General features: G+C 76.4%; 15 protein-coding genes, 1 tRNA gene and 2 pseudogenes. 7 read left to right on the forward strand and 11 right to left on the reverse strand.

The genetic code is table 11. The features are described 5' to 3' along the window. The first annotated feature begins 42 nt into the window (after positions 1-42). Positions 43-825 carry a type I 3-dehydroquinate dehydratase gene (gene aroD, locus KVT14_RS07765; RefSeq protein ID WP_217615125.1) on the forward strand — a complete coding sequence of 261 codons (783 nt, stop codon included), beginning with the start codon at positions 43-45 and terminating at the stop codon, positions 823-825. 40 nt (positions 826-865) lie between these two features. On the opposite strand, the gene rsmI is transcribed toward aroD, so the two are convergent. Next, positions 866-1726, reverse strand: coding sequence for a 16S rRNA (cytidine(1402)-2'-O)-methyltransferase (gene rsmI / locus KVT14_RS07770; protein WP_308160950.1), 861 nt, complete (start codon positions 1724-1726; stop codon positions 866-868). A gap of 128 nt (positions 1727-1854) precedes the next feature. On the opposite strand from rsmI, the gene KVT14_RS07775 reads away from it, so the two are divergent. Continuing rightward, the gene (locus KVT14_RS07775) at positions 1855-3765 is read left to right on the forward strand and encodes a phospholipid carrier-dependent glycosyltransferase (protein ID WP_308160951.1); all 1911 of its coding nucleotides are present in this window, start codon (positions 1855-1857) and stop codon (positions 3763-3765) included. 9 nt (positions 3766-3774) lie between these two features. Here KVT14_RS07775 and KVT14_RS07780 read toward each other — a convergent pair whose 3' ends face one another. From KVT14_RS07780 to glp, 7 genes are all read right to left on the reverse strand, one after another. Then, entirely contained in the window at positions 3775-5262 is a 1488-nt protein-coding gene (locus KVT14_RS07780; protein WP_217615128.1) for a family 20 glycosylhydrolase, read from the reverse strand. Positions 5263-5405: 143 nt separating this feature from the next. Next, positions 5406-6437, reverse strand: a complete 1032-nt coding sequence (locus KVT14_RS07785) for a bile acid:sodium symporter family protein (protein ID WP_308160952.1) — start codon at positions 6435-6437, stop codon at positions 5406-5408. A 72-nt stretch (positions 6438-6509) separates the two neighbouring features. Further along, positions 6510-7067 carry a dihydrofolate reductase family protein gene (locus KVT14_RS07790; RefSeq protein WP_217615129.1) on the reverse strand — a complete coding sequence of 186 codons (558 nt, stop codon included), beginning with the start codon at positions 7065-7067 and terminating at the stop codon, positions 6510-6512. An 85-nt stretch (positions 7068-7152) separates the two neighbouring features. Then, a tRNA-Ala gene (locus tag KVT14_RS07795) sits at positions 7153-7225 on the reverse strand. Between the two features lie 61 nt (positions 7226-7286). After that, positions 7287-8423 (reverse strand): hypothetical protein, encoded by a 1137-nt coding sequence (locus KVT14_RS07800; RefSeq protein WP_217615130.1) that lies wholly within the window; start codon positions 8421-8423, stop codon positions 7287-7289. A gap of 150 nt (positions 8424-8573) precedes the next feature. Further along, positions 8574-9179 carry a GNAT family N-acetyltransferase gene (locus tag KVT14_RS07805; RefSeq protein WP_147795702.1) on the reverse strand — a complete coding sequence of 202 codons (606 nt, stop codon included), beginning with the start codon at positions 9177-9179 and terminating at the stop codon, positions 8574-8576. Then, entirely contained in the window at positions 9179-10402 is a 1224-nt protein-coding gene (gene glp / locus KVT14_RS07810) for a gephyrin-like molybdotransferase Glp (RefSeq protein WP_217615131.1), read from the reverse strand. Before glp ends, KVT14_RS07805 begins: the two co-directional genes overlap by 1 nt. A 103-nt stretch (positions 10403-10505) precedes the next feature. On the opposite strand from glp, the gene KVT14_RS07815 reads away from it, so the two are divergent. After that, positions 10506-11144: a 5-formyltetrahydrofolate cyclo-ligase gene (locus KVT14_RS07815; protein WP_147795700.1), complete on the forward strand. Its 639-nt coding sequence runs from the start codon at positions 10506-10508 to the stop codon at positions 11142-11144. A gap of 172 nt (positions 11145-11316) precedes the next feature. Further along, positions 11317-11409: pseudogene (locus KVT14_RS23420) on the forward strand (FmdB family zinc ribbon protein); the annotation flags it as partial. Positions 11410-11471: 62 nt separating this feature from the next. On the opposite strand, the gene KVT14_RS23425 reads toward KVT14_RS23420, so the two are convergent. Beyond that, positions 11472-11612: a hypothetical protein gene (locus KVT14_RS23425; RefSeq protein ID WP_308160954.1), complete on the reverse strand. Its 141-nt coding sequence runs from the start codon at positions 11610-11612 to the stop codon at positions 11472-11474. Between the two features lie 179 nt (positions 11613-11791). Here KVT14_RS23425 and KVT14_RS07825 point away from each other — a divergent pair, with 179 nt between their 5' ends. The 3 genes from KVT14_RS07825 (at position 11792) to KVT14_RS07835 (ending at position 14838) form a co-directional block, all read left to right on the forward strand. Continuing rightward, entirely contained in the window at positions 11792-12727 is a 936-nt protein-coding gene (locus KVT14_RS07825) for an SAF domain-containing protein (RefSeq protein WP_217615133.1), read from the forward strand. Positions 12728-12767: 40 nt separating this feature from the next. After that, positions 12768-13358 carry a large conductance mechanosensitive channel protein MscL gene (gene mscL / locus KVT14_RS07830; RefSeq protein WP_217615134.1) on the forward strand — a complete coding sequence of 197 codons (591 nt, stop codon included), beginning with the start codon at positions 12768-12770 and terminating at the stop codon, positions 13356-13358. A 298-nt stretch (positions 13359-13656) separates the two neighbouring features. Continuing rightward, the gene (locus KVT14_RS07835; RefSeq protein WP_308160953.1) at positions 13657-14838 is read left to right on the forward strand and encodes an IS30 family transposase; all 1182 of its coding nucleotides are present in this window, start codon (positions 13657-13659) and stop codon (positions 14836-14838) included. Between the two features lie 82 nt (positions 14839-14920). Here the strand turns inward: KVT14_RS07835 and KVT14_RS07840 are convergent, their stop codons facing one another. After that, a complete protein-coding gene (locus KVT14_RS07840; RefSeq protein ID WP_217615136.1) occupies positions 14921-15094 on the reverse strand; it encodes a hypothetical protein in 174 nt (57 codons plus the stop codon). Between the two features lie 476 nt (positions 15095-15570). Further along, positions 15571-15981, reverse strand: a pseudogene (locus KVT14_RS22315) (hypothetical protein); the annotation flags it as partial.

Below are 15981 nucleotides of genomic sequence, written 5' to 3' on the forward strand. Positions count from 1 at the left end.
ATGCAGTGTCCGGCGGAGCGTCCGGCCGAGGAGGATCCACCCATGACCAGCACCGCGGCGCCCGCGCCGACCCCGGTGACCGTGCGCGGCACGGCGATCGGCACCGGCCGGCCCAAGGTGATCGTGCCCCTGACCGGCGGCACCGTCGACGAGCTGCTCGCCCAGGCCGCCGCCGTGGTCGCCGCCGGGCCCGACGTCGTCGAGTGGCGGGTGGACCACCTCGACGACGGCCGTGTGACGCCGGAGGCCGCCGCCGCTGCCGGCACCGCCCTGCGCGGGGTGCTCGGCGGCCTGCCGCTGCTCGTCACGATCCGCACCGCGCACGAGGGCGGGCTCGCGGACGTCACCGACGAGGCGTACGCCGCCGCCTACCGGGCGGTCCTCGCGACGGGCGTGGTCGACCTGCTCGACGTCGAGGTCATGCGGGACCCGGGCACGGTGCGGGCGCTGGTCGACCTCGCGCACGCCGCCGGCGCGGTCGTGGTCGCGTCCAACCACGACTTCGGCGCCACGCCCGCGCGGGAGGAGATCGTCCGCCGGCTGCTGCACATGGCCGAGCAGGGCGCCGACGTGCTCAAGATCGCCGTCATGCCCCGCGACCCCGGCGACGTGCTGACGCTGCTGGCCGCGACGTGGGAGACGGCGCAGCGCACCGACCGGCCGCTCATCACGATGTCGATGGCGGGCACGGGGGTCGCGTCGCGCGTCGCGGGTGGCGTGTTCGGGTCGGCGGCGACGTTCGGGACGGTCGGGCCGGCGTCGGCGCCGGGGCAGGTCGAGCTGGGCGCGCTGCGCGCGGCGCTCGACGTGGTGCACGGGGGCTGACGAGCCCGGGCTCCCGGCGAGCCCGCCCGACGCCCCGCCGTCAGCGCCCGGCGCGCGCCGCCAACGCCGCCGCGTACAGGTCCCGCTTGGGGATGCCCGCGACCTGGGCGACCTCGGCCACGGCGTCCTTGAGCCGCTCCCCGCCGTCCGCCCGGGCGAGCACCTCCGCGACGAGGTCCGCCTCCGAGGCCACCTCGCGCGCGGGGGCGCCGGCCACGACGACCGCGATCTCGCCGCGCACCTCGCCCGCCGCGGCCCACGCCGCCAGCGCGCCCAGCCCGTCCCGGACGACCTCCTCGTAGGTCTTGGTCAGCTCCCGGCACACCGCGGCGGGCCGGTCCGCGCCGAACGCGGTCGCCATGTCAGCGAGCGTCGCCGCCAGCCGGTGCGGGGCCTCGAAGAACACCATCGTCCGCGGCTCGCGCTCCAGGGCGGTCAGCGCGCGGGCCCGCTCCCCCGGCTTCCGCGGCGGGAACCCCTCGAAGCAGAACCGGTCGGTCGGCAGCCCGGACAGCGCGAGGGCGGTGAGCACGGCGCTCGGCCCGGGCGCCGCCGTCACCGTGAGACCCGCCTCGACCGCCGCGGCCACGACGCGGAACCCCGGGTCGGACACCGCGGGCATGCCCGCGTCCGTGACGACCACGACCGTCCCGCCGCCGCGCACGACGTCGAGCAGCTCCGGCGTCGTCGCCGCCTCGTTGTGCTCGTGGTGGCTGACCACCCGCCCGCCGACCGTGACACCCATGCGCGTCGCGAGCGCCCGCAGCCGCCGGGTGTCCTCCGCCGCGACGACGTCGGACTCCTCGAGCAGCCGGCGCAGCCGGGGCGAGGCGTCCTCCACGTCGCCGATCGGGGTCGCCGCGAGCACGAGCCGGCCGGTGCCGGGAGCCTGGGGGGTCACGCGGGCCAGCCTGCCACCTCCGCGGCGGTCCCCGCGCCGCGGCCCCGCGTCCGCGCCACGCACCCACCGCCCCGTCGACGACGCGACCCCGCAGGTCCCGCCCAGGCGGCGCCCCTACGATGGCGACCGTGCCGCAGCCCGACCCCGTGCCCGACGAGCCGGGTCCCCGCGACCCCTCCGACGCGCCGGACAGCGGCGGCCTCGGGCGCGACGCCCCGGACGCGGGCGAGCGGCGGTTCCCGCCCGTCGTCCCGCCCGGCCCCGACGACGACCCCGCGGCCCCTCCCACCACCGGCACCGTCACGACGGACGCCGCCCCGCCCGGCGGCGCCACCCCCGGCGGCGCCACCGCACCCGAGGGCACCGGCCGGCACGGCCACGCGGTCCCCACCCCGGCGGCGGGGACGCTCGTCATCCGCGCCGGCGAGGACCCCGACCGCGAGGACGACCCCGGCCTCTCGACCCACGACCGGCTGCTGGTCTCGCTCCTGGGCGCCCGCACGCTCCTGCTCGGCGCGACCCGCCGGGCCCGGGTCACCGGGTGGCTGTGGCCGCTCGCGGTGACGCTGCTCGGCGGCGTGCTCCGGTTCTGGAACCTCGGCCGCCCGCACGAGCTGGTCTTCGACGAGACCTACTACGTCAAGCAGGCGTACTCGCTGCTGCGGCTCGGCTACGAGGGGTCCTGGGGCGACGACGCCAACGCGCTGTTCGCGCAGGGGGACGGCTCCGCGCTCGGCACGTCGCCGGAGTACGTCGTGCACCCGCCGGTCGGGAAGTGGCTGATCGCGCTGGGCATCCAGCTCGGCGGCGGGATCGGGTCGGCGACCGCCTGGCGGCTCGCGTCGGCCGTCGTCGGGACGCTCGCCGTCCTCATGGTCGCCCGGATCGCGCGCCGGCTGTTCGCGTCGACCGCGCTCGGGACGGTCGCGGGGCTGCTCATGGCCGTCGACGGCGAGGCGATCGTGCACTCCCGCACGGGGCTGCTGGACAACTTCGTCATGTTCTTCGCGCTCGCCGCGTTCGGGGCGCTGCTGCTCGACCGGGACCAGGCCCGCCGCCGCCTGGCCGCCCGGACGGCGGCGGTCCTCGACTCCGGGGCGGAGCTGGGCCTCGGCCCGCGGCTGGGCTGGCGGTGGTGGCGGTTCGCGGCGGCCGTGCTGCTGGGCCTGTGCATCGGGACCAAGTGGTCGGGCCTGTACTTCCTGGCCGTCTTCGGGCTGCTGTCGGTGGCCTGGGACGCCTCCGCGCGCCAGTCGGTCGGGGTCCGCGCGTGGCTGCCGGCGACGCTCTGGCGGGACGCGGTCCCGGCGGGGTTCATCGTGGTGCTCACCGCCGCGGGCACGTACCTCGGAACCTGGGCGTCCTGGTTCGCCCACCCCGGCTCGTACCTGCGGCAGTGGGCCGTCGACAACCCCGGCGAGGGCGTGACCTGGCTGCCGCCCGCGCTGCGCTCGCTGTGGCACTTCCACGCCCAGATGTGGGAGTTCCACACGCACCTCACCGCCGAGCACGCGTACGCCGCGCACCCGCTGGGCTGGATCATCCAGTGGCGGCCGACGTCGTTCTACTACCCCACCGAGGTGTCCGGCCTGACCGGGTCCGCCGCGCGCGAGCTCTGCGGGGCGGACGCCTGCTCCCAGGCGATCACCTCGCTCGGCAACCCGGTGATCTGGTGGCTCGGCGCGCTGGCGCTGCTGGTCGCCCTGTACCGGCTGCTCGTCCGCCGGGACTGGCGCGCGGGCGCGGTGCTGTCCGGCATCGCCGCCGGCTGGCTGCCCTGGTTCCAGTACACCGAGCGGACGATCTTCACGTTCTACTCGATCGCGTTCACGCCCTGGGTGGTGCTGACGCTGACCTACGTGCTGGCGCTGCTCGTGCAGGGCCGGGACGAGCGCCAGCGCCGCCGGGGGCTGGTGGCCACCACGGCGGTGCTGGTCGTCGTCCTCGCGGTCAGCGCGTTCTTCTACCCGATCTGGACCGCGTGGGTCGTGCCGTACGACTTCTGGCACGTCCACATGTGGCTGCGGTCCTGGATCTGACGACCGCCGTCAGCCGAGCTCGACGGCCCAGTCGACCTGCGGGCTCGGGTACCAGGCGTACCCCTCGGCGTCCCAGTACGGCCCGTGCGCGGCGACCCGGGTCGCGAAGTCGTCCCAGTCCCGGCGGTCGGCCGGCGTCCACGCGACCTCGGCGACGGCCGCGAGCCGGGGCAGCAGCATCGTCATGAGGTCGTCGAGGCTGCGCAGCGTCTCGGTCCACACGGTCGCCTCGACCCCGATCACGGAGCCCTCCGGCAGGCCCGGCACCAGCGCGGTCGGCTCCCAGGCGTAGGCGTCGCGCAGCTCGATGTGCCCGGCCCACTCCAGCCCGAGCGCCGTGTCCCCGTCGTACTTCATGTCGAGGTACGCCTTCGAGCCTGGCGACATCAGCAGCCGCGCCCCCGCCTGCGCCGCGGCGACGATCGGCGCGGGGTCCATCCGGGTGTCCCAGTACTGCACGACCGTGCCCGGCTCGAGCGGCGTGGTGGCGATCTCCTGCCAGCCGACCACCTGCTTGCCCGCGGCACGCACGGCGTCGGAGGCCATCCGCACGAGGCGCGCGTACTCGTCGCGCTCCATCGTGTGCACCTCGTCGCCGCCGATGTGCACGTACTCCCCCGGCGTCACGGCCGCGACGTCGCCGAACACGTCCCGCAGGAACGGCTCGGTGGTCGGCAGGTCGGCCGTGAGCCGGCTGAAGCCGACCTCGATGCCGGTGTACGCCTCGGCCGGCTCGCCCGACGGCGTCAGCTCGCCGTACGCGTGCAGCGCCGCGTTCACGTGGCCCGGCACGTCGATCTCCGGCACCACCCGCACGCCGCGCGCGGCCGCGTACGCGACCAGCGCCTGGAACTCCTCGGTCGTGAAGTAGCCGCCCGGGTCGCCGTCGACCGCCGTGCCGCCCGAGCGCGCCGCCAGGTCCGGCCGGGACGGCAGGTCGAGCCGCCAGCCCTGGTCGTCCGACAGGTGCAGGTGCAGCACGTTGAGCTTGTACGCCGCCATCAGGTCGACGACGACCCGCAGGTCGTCCGGCCCGAAGAAGTGCCGCGCCACGTCCACGGACAGGCCCCGCCAGCCGTGCACCGGCTCGTCCTCGACGTGCACCGGCCAGGCGGCGAACGTGCCGTCGTGCGGCCGCAGGACCTGGTGCAGCGTCGCCAGCCCGCGCATGAGGCCCTCGGCGGTGCCCGCGGCGACCCGGACCAGGTCCTCGGCGACGTCGAGGTGGTACTGCTCCCCCGACAGGTGCTCCGGGTCGAGCACGAACGCGACGTCGCCCGGCTGCGTGGGCTCCGCGACGTCGCGGTAGCGCACCTCGACGGTGCTGCCGGAGATGCGGCTGAGCTGCTCGGCGGCGAGCACGCCCAGCGCGACCTCCGCGGGGCTGACGCCCGTGGTGACGGTGGTCGCGGCGGAGACGACGAACGGCGCACCCTCGGCCTCGCGCACCAGCCTCGGTGCCGGGACGAGACGCAGGGGTGTGGTCGGAGCGGGCACGACGGTCCTTCCGGGCGACGGGACTGAACACGGGCGCACGACGGCCCGGCCCCCGCGCACCAGTGTGCCCGGTTCGTCCGGTCTCGTGGGGCGACGCGCGGGACGGGTTCGGGCGCCGCGGTCGCCGACGACCCGAGGGGGCGTCAGGCGCGCGCGACCACCGGGTCGGGCTCGGGGTCCGTCGCCGCGAGCCGGCGCGCCAGCACCGCGCAGGTCGCGAGCTGCAGCTGGTGGAACACGATCACGGGGAGCGCGACTCCCGCCGCCGCGACCGGGCCGAACAGCACGCTCGCCATCGGCAGGCCCGTCGCCAGGCTCTTCTTCGACCCGCACATGAGCAGCGCGATCCGGTCGCCGCGGGACAGCCGCAGCGCCCGCCCGCCGCTCCACGTGATCACCAGCATCGCCGCGAGCAGCACGGCGCAGACCACGACCAGCGCGACCAGCACGCCGACCGTCAGGTCGTCCCAGACGCCCGACGACTCGGCCTCCGACACCGACCCGTACGCGACGAGCAGGATCGTGCCGCGGTCGGTGATGAGCGTGACCGGCTTGTGCGCGCGGACCCACGCGCCGATCTTCGGCTGCAGGAGCTGGCCCACCACGAACGGCAGCAGCAGCTGCAGCAGCGTCGCCCCGGCCGAGCCGCCGACGGGGCCGCCCGCCCGCGACATGAGGATCCCGACCAGCAGCGGGGTCAGCACGATGCCGAGCACGTTCGACACGGTCGCGCCGGTGATCGCGCCCGCGACGTTGCCGCGCGCGATCGACGTGAACACGACGGACGACTGGATCGTCGACGGCAGCAGCGACAGGTACAGCAGACCGGTCTTGAGGTCGGCCGGCAGCACCGAGTCGGGCAGCACCTGCACCGCGAGCCCGAGCACCGGGAACAGCAGGTACGTCGACGCGAGCATCCCGCCCTGCAGGCGCCAGTTCTTCAGGCCGTCCCAGACCTCGCTCGTGGCCATGCGGGCGCCGTAGAGGAAGAACAGCAGGACGACGGCGGCGGTGGTCACGTGGTCCAGGCCGGTCGCGAAGCCGCCGGAGGCGGGGGCGAACAGCCCGAGGAGGAACACCGCGACGATCATGACGACGAGCGGGTCCACCCACGTCTTGGTCGCGGACCAGGCCCGGGACCACCGGCCCGGTCGGGACGGGATCGCTTCAGGCACCGGGTCATTCTGCCACCGCGTCACGGGACGCCCGGCCGCGGTCCGCGCGCCGGGCGGCTCGCCGGGACGTCGTCAGGAGGGCGGAAGCACGTCGTACGTCAGGTGCGCGAACTGGTCGAACCGCTCGGCCGACCGCAGCCGCAGCCGGTCCGGCCCGACCCGCCGCGGCAGCACCGGCGCCCCGCCGGTGAGGGCGGCGGGCGCCACGCTGACCTGCACCTCGTCGAGCGCCCCGGCGTCGAGGAACTGGCCCGCGAGGTCGCCGCCACCGATCACCCAGGCGTCGCCCGCGCCGGCCGCCCCGCGGATCGCCGGCAGCGCCTCCGCCACCGACCCGCGCACGAACCGGACGTCGGCACCCTCGGGCACGGGCAGGTCACGGCTCGTGAACACGTAGTACGGGCGCGCGCCGTAGTACGCCGGCCACTTCTCGGGGTGCGCGACGAGGTCCTCCTCGCGCAGCACCCACTCGTAGGTCGTCGAGCCCGACACCAGCACCCCGATGCCGGACAGGAACGCCTCGTGGTCGGGCTGGGTCGCGGAGTCGACCGAGAACAGCCAGGCGAGCGAGTTCTCCTCGTCCGCGATGAACCCGCTGAGCGACGTGGCCGTGTTGTAGATCACCCGCATGGCACCGACGCTAGCGGCGACCACCGACACGCCCGCCGGGAACGACGAAGGCCCGGGATCGAGGATCCCGGGCCTTGCCTTCAGGTGGAGCTGAGGGGATTCGAACCCCTGACCTTCTCATTGCGAACGAGACGCGCTACCAACTGCGCCACAGCCCCTTGAAGCGGTGATCAGCCTAGCACCCGTTCGAGGGTGCTCACGACACGGCTGGTCGCGGCCCTACGCACCGGCCGCGCGGCGTCGGGCGAGGACGGCGTTGAGGTCGATCGAGCCGGTCGGCTCCTCGGTCGCCGGGGCGGTGGCGCCCCCACGGGCCGGGGCCGCGTCGGAGGGCGCGGGCGTGCCGGCGGGGGTCGCGTCCGCGGGCGCGGCCGACGGGGTCGTGGACGCCGGGGCGCCGTCCGTCCCCGTCGCCGTGACCGCGGTCTGCGCGGCCGCGGGGACGGCCGCCTCGTCGAGGGTCGCCGTCGTGCGGCGCGCGGGCGCGGCGTGCGTCGAGCCCTCGACCTCGCCCAGCGGGGCGGGCTCGCGGCGCGGCGCCGGGGCCTTGGTGGCGTAGGTGGGCCGGGGCACGGCGACCGGCGTCCAGGTGTCGCCCTCGCGACCCCCGTCCCGCACCCGGGTCGAGGTCCGGACGGGGGCGTCGGCACGCACCCGCTCGATCGCCTGGGTCTCGGTGAGCGACGGGCGCACGGCGCGCCCCGCGGCGCCCTTGCGGCCCGGGCGGGCGGCCCGCTCCCGCAGCGGCGCGGTCGCCTCGTGGATCCGGCGCTGCCACTCGTCCTCGGCGAGGCGGCCCTGCACGACGGCGCGGCGGCCGAGGCCGAGCACCCCGGCGAGCAGCACCGTGGGCACCACGCCGGCGAGCACGCCGAGCGCGGTCACGCCCGCGACGACCCACCCGACGACCGTGGCGGCGAGCAGCACGCCCGCGAGGGCACCGCGCCGGCGCGCGGCGGCGCCACGGCGGGCGGTCGCGGCGGCGTGGGCGGCCTGCAGCTGCGCGGCACGACGGGCGGCGTCGGCGCCGATCCTGTCCTGGGTCCCGTGCGGTCGGTCCACCTCGGCCCCTCCCCTCTCCGTCGTCGCGAGCCGGTTCCCCGTCCCCGGGGTCAGCAGCCCGGCCCGCTTCTCCACCGGGCCGCAGTCCTGCCGGACCCCGCCCGCCACCTCCGCGCGCCGCCGGCGGCCGGACCCCTCCGGGCCGGTCACGGCGAGCACCCGCAGGGCGTCGGAGAACCGGTCGTCGGTCCGCGACTCCAGCAGCTGCTGCCGGTGCCGCAGCTTGTGCGGCACCAGGTACGCGATCCACAGGCCGACCACCACGAGGGCGGCTGGTCCGGCGAATTCGTACACTCCACGACGGTAGGTGCGGCGCAGGCACCGACCCCGGACCCGTCGCGGCGTGTCGAGCGGCCCGCCGCGTGAAAATCACACCGATGTCATTCGGCGGGCCGAGCACAGCCTGCCACACCCGGACGAACCCGGGCAGAGCGGACGGATCGGTCAGACGTCCGAGGACCGCCGCGCGTGCCAGCGCGCCAGCAGCCCGCGCGGCACGTCCTCCGTCGTCAGGGCGAACGTGCGGTGGTCGCACCACGCGCCCTGGATGTGCAGGTACCGCTCCCGGAGGCCCTCGTCCCGGAACCCGAGCTTCTCGACCACGCGCAGCGACGGCCGGTTCTCCGGGCGGATGTTCACCTCGACCCGGTGCAGCCCGAGCGCCGTGAAGCAGTGGTCGGTCGCCAGCGCCACCGCGGTCGGCGTGATCCCCCGGCCCGCGACGTGCTGCGCGACCCAGTAGCCGACCGACGCCGAGTAGAGCGACCCGTAGGTGATCCCCGAGACGGTGAGCTGGCCGACCAGCTCCCCGGCGTGCTCGATCGCGAACGGCAGCGAGGTCCCCGAGCGGGCCTGCCGGTCGAGCGTCCGCACGAACTGCCCGAACGTCGGCCGCCGACCCGTCACGGGCTCGGGCGACGTCGCGTCCCAGGGCTCGAGCCAGGCGGCGTTCACCGCGCGCAACCGCATCCACGCGGCCTCGTCGGACCGCCGCAGCGGGCGCAGCCGGACGTCGCCGTCGGTGAGGGCCACGGGCCAACCGCGCGGCATCAGCCCTCCAGCACCAGGCAGTGCACGACCTGCCCGGCGACGACGGCGGAGTCCTGCTCCCCCACGACGGCGAGGGCGTTGGCGTGCGCGAACCCGGTGATGGACGGGACGGCGGGGTCGCCGACGGGCGTGACGCGGTAGCCCTCGCCCGGCGTCCCGACCACGGCGGCCGGCACGAACTGCCGTACCCCCGCCGGCGACGGCCAGCCGACGTCCGCGCGCGCCGTCACCGACGGCCGGAACAGGTCGGTGTGCCCGGCCATCGCCCGCAGCGCGGGCCGGACGAACACCTCGAACGCGACCTGCGAGGCCACCGGGTGGCCCGGCAGCGCGAACAGGGGCACGGCGTCCGGCCCGTCGCCGAGGGTGCCGAACCCGTGCCGGAAGCCCGGTGCCATCGCCACCTGGTCGAACCGCACCGTGCCCAGCGGCGCGAGGACGTCGGCGAGGGTGTCGTGCTGCGACTCGGACAGCCCGCCCGTGGTCACCACGACGTCCGCGCGCACCAGCTGGTCCTCGAGCGCCTCGCTCAGCACGGCGCGGTCGTCCGGCACCACGCCCGCCCGGACCGGGGTCGCGCCCGTGTCCCGGACCGCCGCCTCGAGCGCGTGGCCCGCCGACTCGTACACGCCGCCGTCGCGCGGGGGCGTGCCGGGCTCCGCGAGCTCGGAGCCGATCGAGACGATCACGACGCGCGGCGCGGGGTGCACCCGGAGCCGGCCACGACCCGCGGCCGCGGCGGTCGCGAGCTGCCGCGCGCCGAGCCGGGTGCCCGCCGCGAGCACGACGGTGCCGCGCACGGTGTCGGCCCCGACGGCGCGGACGTGCTCGCCCGGCACCGGCACCCGGTGCAGGGCCACCCGCACGGCACCGCGGTCCGTGTCCTCGGCCGGGACCACCGCGTCCGCACCGGCCGGCACCGGGCCGCCCGACGCGATCCGCACCGCCTGGCCCGGCGCCAGCCGCAGCGCCGCCGGGTCGCCCGCGAGCACGTCGTGCGCGACCGGCAGCACCAGGGGCGCGCCCGGGGCACCGCCCCGCAGGTCGCCGGTCGCCACCGCGTAGCCGTCGCGCGCGGCGACCGGCCGGGCGGGGACGTCCGCCGGGGCCACGACGTCCTCGGCGAGGATCGTGCCGGCCGCGTCGGCGAGCACCACGTCGAGCGGGGCCACCGGTCCGACCCCGGCGAGCACCGCCGCGAGCTGGTCCTGGACGGATCTCATGCCCGCATCATGCCCGGCCATCGCGGCCCGCCGCCCACCGGCCGCGCCGGTTCAACCCCTTTGGTCCTACCCGGTGCGGGGGCGACTTGCGAGACTGGGTGCCATGAGCGCCGCTGCCCAGCCGTATCCGCACGTCTCCGACGGCAGCAGCATCACCGAGGTGAAGGACGAGTTCCGAGCCGCCATCCGCGCGGCGCGGCGCGCCCGGTCGCCCCGTCTGCGGGCCGCCGCTGCCGAGGCGTTCGTCGACGTCGTCCAGACGATCCCGGTCCTCGCGGACGCCGGGGTGGTCGCGGCCTACAGCGCCCGACCGACCGAGCCCGACACCGGCCCGCTGCTCGACGCGCTCGCGGCGCGCGGCGCCCGGGTGCTGCTTCCCGTGCTCGGCGCCGGCCTGCAGCGCGAGTGGGCGTGGTTCGCCGGGCGGCACGACCTGCTCGAGCGGGCGCCCGGCCGCCCGCCGGAGCCGTCCGGCCCCTCGCTCGGTGCCGACGCCATCGCGGAGGTCGACGTGATCGTGGCGCCCGCGCTCGCCGTCGACACCGCCGGGAACCGGCTCGGGCAGGGCGGCGGCTGGTACGACCGCGCGCTCGCGCACGCCCGCCCGGGTACGCCCGTCGTCGCGCTGGTGTTCGCCGAAGAGCTGTACGACGCCGGGACCCGGCCGCTGCCGCACGAGCCGCACGACCGGACCGTCGACATGGTCGCGACGCCCGAGCGCTGGGTGCGTCTGGGCGGCTGAGCGGAGGGCGCGCGCGGGCCCACCTCCGGGGCCTGGGCGGACGCCCGGCGAGGAATACCGCGGGCGCGCGTATCATTGGCACTCGGACAGAGGGAGTGCCAGGGGCGCGGGCGGTTCCGCCCGGCGACCGGCTCCCCGTCCACCCAGGTCACGTCATCCGCGGGAGACAGCAGTGCCCACCTACGCCTACACCTGCACCGAGTGCGGCCACGCCTTCGACATCCACCAGTCGTTCAGCGACGCGGCGCTCACCGAGTGCCCCGCCTGCGGCGGGAAGCTGCGCAAGGTGTTCTCCTCCGTCGGCGTCGTGTTCAAGGGCTCGGGCTTCTACCGCAACGACTCGCGGTCGACCTCCAGCTCCACGACCTCCGCGAGCAGCAGCAGCTCGTCGTCGAGCACGTCGTCCTCGTCCTCGTCGACCACGAGCACGGCTGCTCCGGCGCCGGCCGCGTCGACGTCCTCCTCCACGAGCGCCGCGAAGCCCGCCGCGAGCTGACGCCCGGTCCGGGGCCGCGTCCGCGGCCTCGCCGCCGGACCCGCGCCCCGAGCGGGCGCCGAGTCCTCCACAGCCCGGACGGGCGCGCACCGTCCCCAGCCGGCCGACCGGCGCGGTGCCGTCACCCCGTGGTCTGTCTAGCGTCGGCGTCGTGCCTCTCACCGACCCGCTCTCCCCGGCCGCCCGCCGCCGGCTCCGCCTCCTGACCTGGCGCGCCCGCCGGCCGGTGGCCGCGCTGTGCGCCGGGCTCGCCGCCCTGGTCGCGGTCGGGCTGCTGCGGCCCGCCGACCCGCCCTCCGCGCGGGTGCCGGTCGCGGCGCGCGCCCTGGCCGTCGGCACCGTGCTGGCGCCCGAGGACGTGCGGCTCGCCGAGGTGCCGGTCGCGCTGCTGCCGGCGGGGCTGGCCGACGAGTGGTCGGCGACCGGGTCGGATGCCGACGCGGGCGCCGCCGCGGAGGGGCGCGCGGCGGACGGGCGTGCCGCGGACGACGGGGCCGACGCCGCGGGCGCCGCGCTCGACGAGGCTGGCGCCGCCAGCACCGCGGTCGACCGAGCCGACGCCGCCGGCACCGCGGTCGACAAGGCTGGCGCCGCCGACACCGCGGTCGACAAGACTGGCGCCGCCCGCACCGCGGTCGACGGCGCAGACGACGCGGGTTCGACCCGGTCGTCGGCGGTGACGGCCCTGGCCGGGCGACGACTCGCGGTCGCGGTGCCGGCGGGCCTGCCACTCGTCGCCGAACTGCTCGTGGACGATGCCGCCACCGGGCCCGCCGGGACGGTCGTCGTGCCGGTGCGGTTCGCCGACGCCGGCGTGGCGGACGTGCTGGTGCCCGGCATGCGCGTCGACGTCGTCGCGGCCGCGCTGCACGACGGCGACGAGGCGACCAGGCTCGCCCGGGCGGCCGTCGTGCTCGCGCGACCGGGCGGGGACGGCCCCGATCCGGGCACGGGCGGCGGGCTCCTCGGCGGCGGCACGACGTCGACGGAGAGCACGCCGGTGCTCCTCGCGGTCGACCCCGACGAGTCGGTCGCCCTGACCGGCGCGGCCGCATCCCGCGTGCTCAGCGCGGTCATCGTGGGATGATGCGGACATATCGCCGCAGCACACCGGGGGACCTCACCGCATGAGCGACGCACTGAACAAGGGCCTGCGCACCGCGACCGAGGGCGCCAGGGGCGCCGGCAAGGTCCTGCAGGGGTTCAAGGACTTCATCTCTCGCGGGAACGCGATCGAGCTGGCCGTCGGCGTGGTGATCGGCGCGGCGTTCAGCACCGTCATCGCCGCCATCCAGAACGGGTTCATCTCGCCGCTCATCGCGATGATCTTCGGCAAGCCGGACATCTCGGAGATCTGGGTGATCGGGCCGATCAACAAGGCCACGATCGACATGGGCCTGATCCTCAACGCCCTGCTGCAGTTCCTCATCACCGCCGCGGCGATCTACTTCTTCATCGTGCTGCCGCTCAACAAGCTGGCCGAGCGCCGCAAGCGTGGCATCGAGGCGGAGCCCGCGCGGCCGTCCGAGGACATCCTGCTGCTGCAGGAGATCCGCGACCTGCTGGCCGCCCAGTCGAGCCCGGCGCTGACCCAGGACACCGCGGGCTCCCCCGCACCCGGGACTGCCGGGACCTCCGGTGCCTCCGGCCCGGCGGCCCCGGGCGTCACGGGCCGCTCGACCGGGACCGGCGACCCGGGCCACCCGCCCCTCGCCTGACCGCCCTCCGCCTCACGCGCCGGCGCTCCCGCGCCACCCGGTCCCCGCCCTGACCGCCCGCCCGCTCACGCTCCGGCGCCGCGCCACGCTGGCCCCGCCCGGCGGGCCGCTCGCCGCGCCCGCACGACGCCGGCCGCGCCCGCCGAGATCGGTGCACCGTGTCGAGATCCGTGCGCCGTGTCGAGATCGGTGCTTCGCGTCGAGATCGGTGCGGCGGATTCCTATGGTCGCTGCAACTTCCGGGGAGGTTGCGATGGTGCGCGGGGTTCGTCTGAGTGGTGAGGTCCGGTCGCGGGTGGTGGAGCTGGTGCTGGCGGGGGCGTCGGTATCGGCGGCGGCGCGTGCGGTGGGGGTGGCGCTGTCCACCGTTCAGCCTTGGGTGGCACGTGCGGTGGGTGAGCCGATGGCGCTGGGCGCGCGTGGCGGGCTGCGGCCGGCGTTGCCGCCTGCGCGTGGCCCCGCGGGCAGATTCCTGGCCGCTGAGGATCGGGCGGTGATCCAGGTCGGCCTGGCCCAGCGGCTGACGCTGGCGGCGATCGGGGCGTTGATCGGACGGGACAAGTCCGTGGTGTCCCGGGAGGTCGCGCGCGGGCGTGGCCCGGACGGGGTCTACCGGTCCGCGGCCGCCGAGCGGTCCGCGGCGCGGCGTCGGGCCCGGCCCAAGGAGTTCAAGCTGGCCGCGAACCCGGCGTTGGGTGCGCAGGTCGAGACGTGGATGGACGACGGGTGGTCACCCGGGCTGATCGCGAAGGTGCTGAAGGTCGAGCACCCCGGCGAGGATGCTTGGCAGGTGAGCCACGAGACGATCTATCAGGCGCTGTATGTCCAGGCCCGGGGGAACCTGCGCCAGGACCTGGCCCAGCGGCTGAAGACCGGGCGGACCACCCGCAAGCCGCGCGGGCGGGCACCGGTCGGATCCGCCGCGACGTTCGCCGGCGCGTTGCGGATCAGCCAGCGTCCGGCGGAGGTCGCCGACCGGGCCGTGCCCGGGCACTGGGAAGGCGACCTGATCATGGGCGCGCGCAACGCCTCGGCGATCGGGACGCTGGTCGAGCGCTCGACCCGGTTCGCGATCCTGCTGCTCCTGCCCGGTCCCCGGACCGCCGAGGCCGTCGCCGAGGCGATGATCGCGCAGATGAGCGACCTGCCCGCTCACCTGCGCCGATCGATCACCTGGGACCGCGGCAGCGAGATGGCCGCCTACGACCGCATCCAGCTCGACCTGCAGGCACCGATCTACTTCGCCGACCCGCACTCACCCTGGCAGCGAGGCAGCAACGAGAACACCAACGGGCTGCTGCGGTTCTGGTTCACCAAGGGCACCGACCTCGCCACCTGGACCGCACCCGAGATCCGCCGAGTCCAAGACACCCTCAACGCACGCCCGCGACCCACCCTCGGCCTACGAACCCCCGCGCAAGCACTCGCCGACCTCCTCCAGGCCACACCCGGCTCACCCGAAGTTGCAACGACCTCTTGACCCGACCTGCTTTGCGCCGAGATCGGTGCCTAGAACCACCGATCTCGGCCGGAAGCACCGATCTCGTCGCAGCCGGCACGGGTCACCAGTGCGGCGGGACGTCCCGGCGCAGGCGGTCGTCGTTGGAGTCGCCGCGGTCGTCGCCCCAGCCCGTGTCGGAGTCGTCGGCGCTGCGGCTCGGGATGAGCGGGGAGTCGTCGACCGGACGGCGGGGTCGGTCCGTGGGCTCGGGGCCCTGCTCGGTCGGAGTGGTCACCCGCCCAGTGTCCCACCCCGCGCGCCGACCACCCGGGCCGCGGCACCGCGCCTCGACCCCGCCCGCTCGCCGAGTTCGGTGGCTCTCGCCGGGTTCGGTGGACCTCGACGAGTTCGGTGGCTCTCGCCGAGTTCGGTGGCTCTCGCCGAGTTCGGTGCGTGCAGCCACCGAACTCAGCGCCGAGCACCGAACTCGCCGACGCCGCCCACGTGGCGCGCGCGGCCGCGCCTCGTCGCGGGCGCTGCGCCCTCCGGGGAGCCCGCGGCGCCGCCCCGCGAGATAGGACCTCCGCTCCGAGATAGGACCGTCGACGGTCCTATCTCGGCGAGACGGTCCGATCTCGGCGGAGCGGTGACCGGCGCTGCGGTCCTGGGCTGTCCCCGGCGGCCGGCCCGCGCACCCTGACGCCTCGGTCCTCGGCGCACCCCGGTCCGCGCGCCGGGAACCCGCGCCCCGCCGCGGCCGACGCGACGCCGTCAGCGGGTGGCGCGGGTGACCGCGGCCGAGACGACCGAGTCGACCCGGGCGCCGCGGCGCGTGATGCCGAGCTCGGCGCGCAGGGCCGCGGCGAGCTCGTCCGGGGTGCGGTCCGTGCCGTCGGACACCAGCCAGGCGACGAGGTCGTCGAGCTGGTCGTCGGAGTAGGCGCTGATCGGCAGGCCCGCTCGCACGTCGGGGCGCGGGCCGCCCGGGACGGCGAGCGTCGGCTGCACGGCGCGGACGGCGCCGGTCATCGGCGCGGCCGCCTCCATGACGCCCGGGATCTGCGCGGCGGTCGCCGGGGCGGCCGACGAGGCCGGGCGCTCCTGCGACGAGCCGGCACCCGGCGCGCCCGGCGCGCCCGGCGCACCCGGCGCACCCGGCGCATCGGGCGCACCCGCCGCCCC

Source organism: Cellulomonas sp. GbtcB1 (assembly GCF_019091725.1).
Classification (GTDB): Bacteria; Actinomycetota; Actinomycetes; order Actinomycetales; family Cellulomonadaceae; genus Cellulomonas.

What these genes read in the sequence shown, in the direction of transcription:
- aroD (WP_217615125.1), top strand. Translation starts at nt 43, where the DNA reads ATGACCAGCACCGCGGCGCCCGCGCCGACCCCGGTGACCGTGCGCGGC.
- KVT14_RS07790 (WP_217615129.1), bottom strand. Translation starts at nt 7,067, where the DNA reads ATGCGGGTGATCTACAACACGGCCACGTCGCTCAGCGGGTTCATCGCG.
- KVT14_RS07805 (WP_147795702.1), bottom strand. Translation starts at nt 9,179, where the DNA reads ATGCCGCGCGGTTGGCCCGTGGCCCTCACCGACGGCGACGTCCGGCTG.
- glp (WP_217615131.1), bottom strand. Translation starts at nt 10,402, where the DNA reads ATGAGATCCGTCCAGGACCAGCTCGCGGCGGTGCTCGCCGGGGTCGGA.
- KVT14_RS07815 (WP_147795700.1), top strand. Translation starts at nt 10,506, where the DNA reads ATGAGCGCCGCTGCCCAGCCGTATCCGCACGTCTCCGACGGCAGCAGC.
- mscL (WP_217615134.1), top strand. Translation starts at nt 12,768, where the DNA reads ATGAGCGACGCACTGAACAAGGGCCTGCGCACCGCGACCGAGGGCGCC.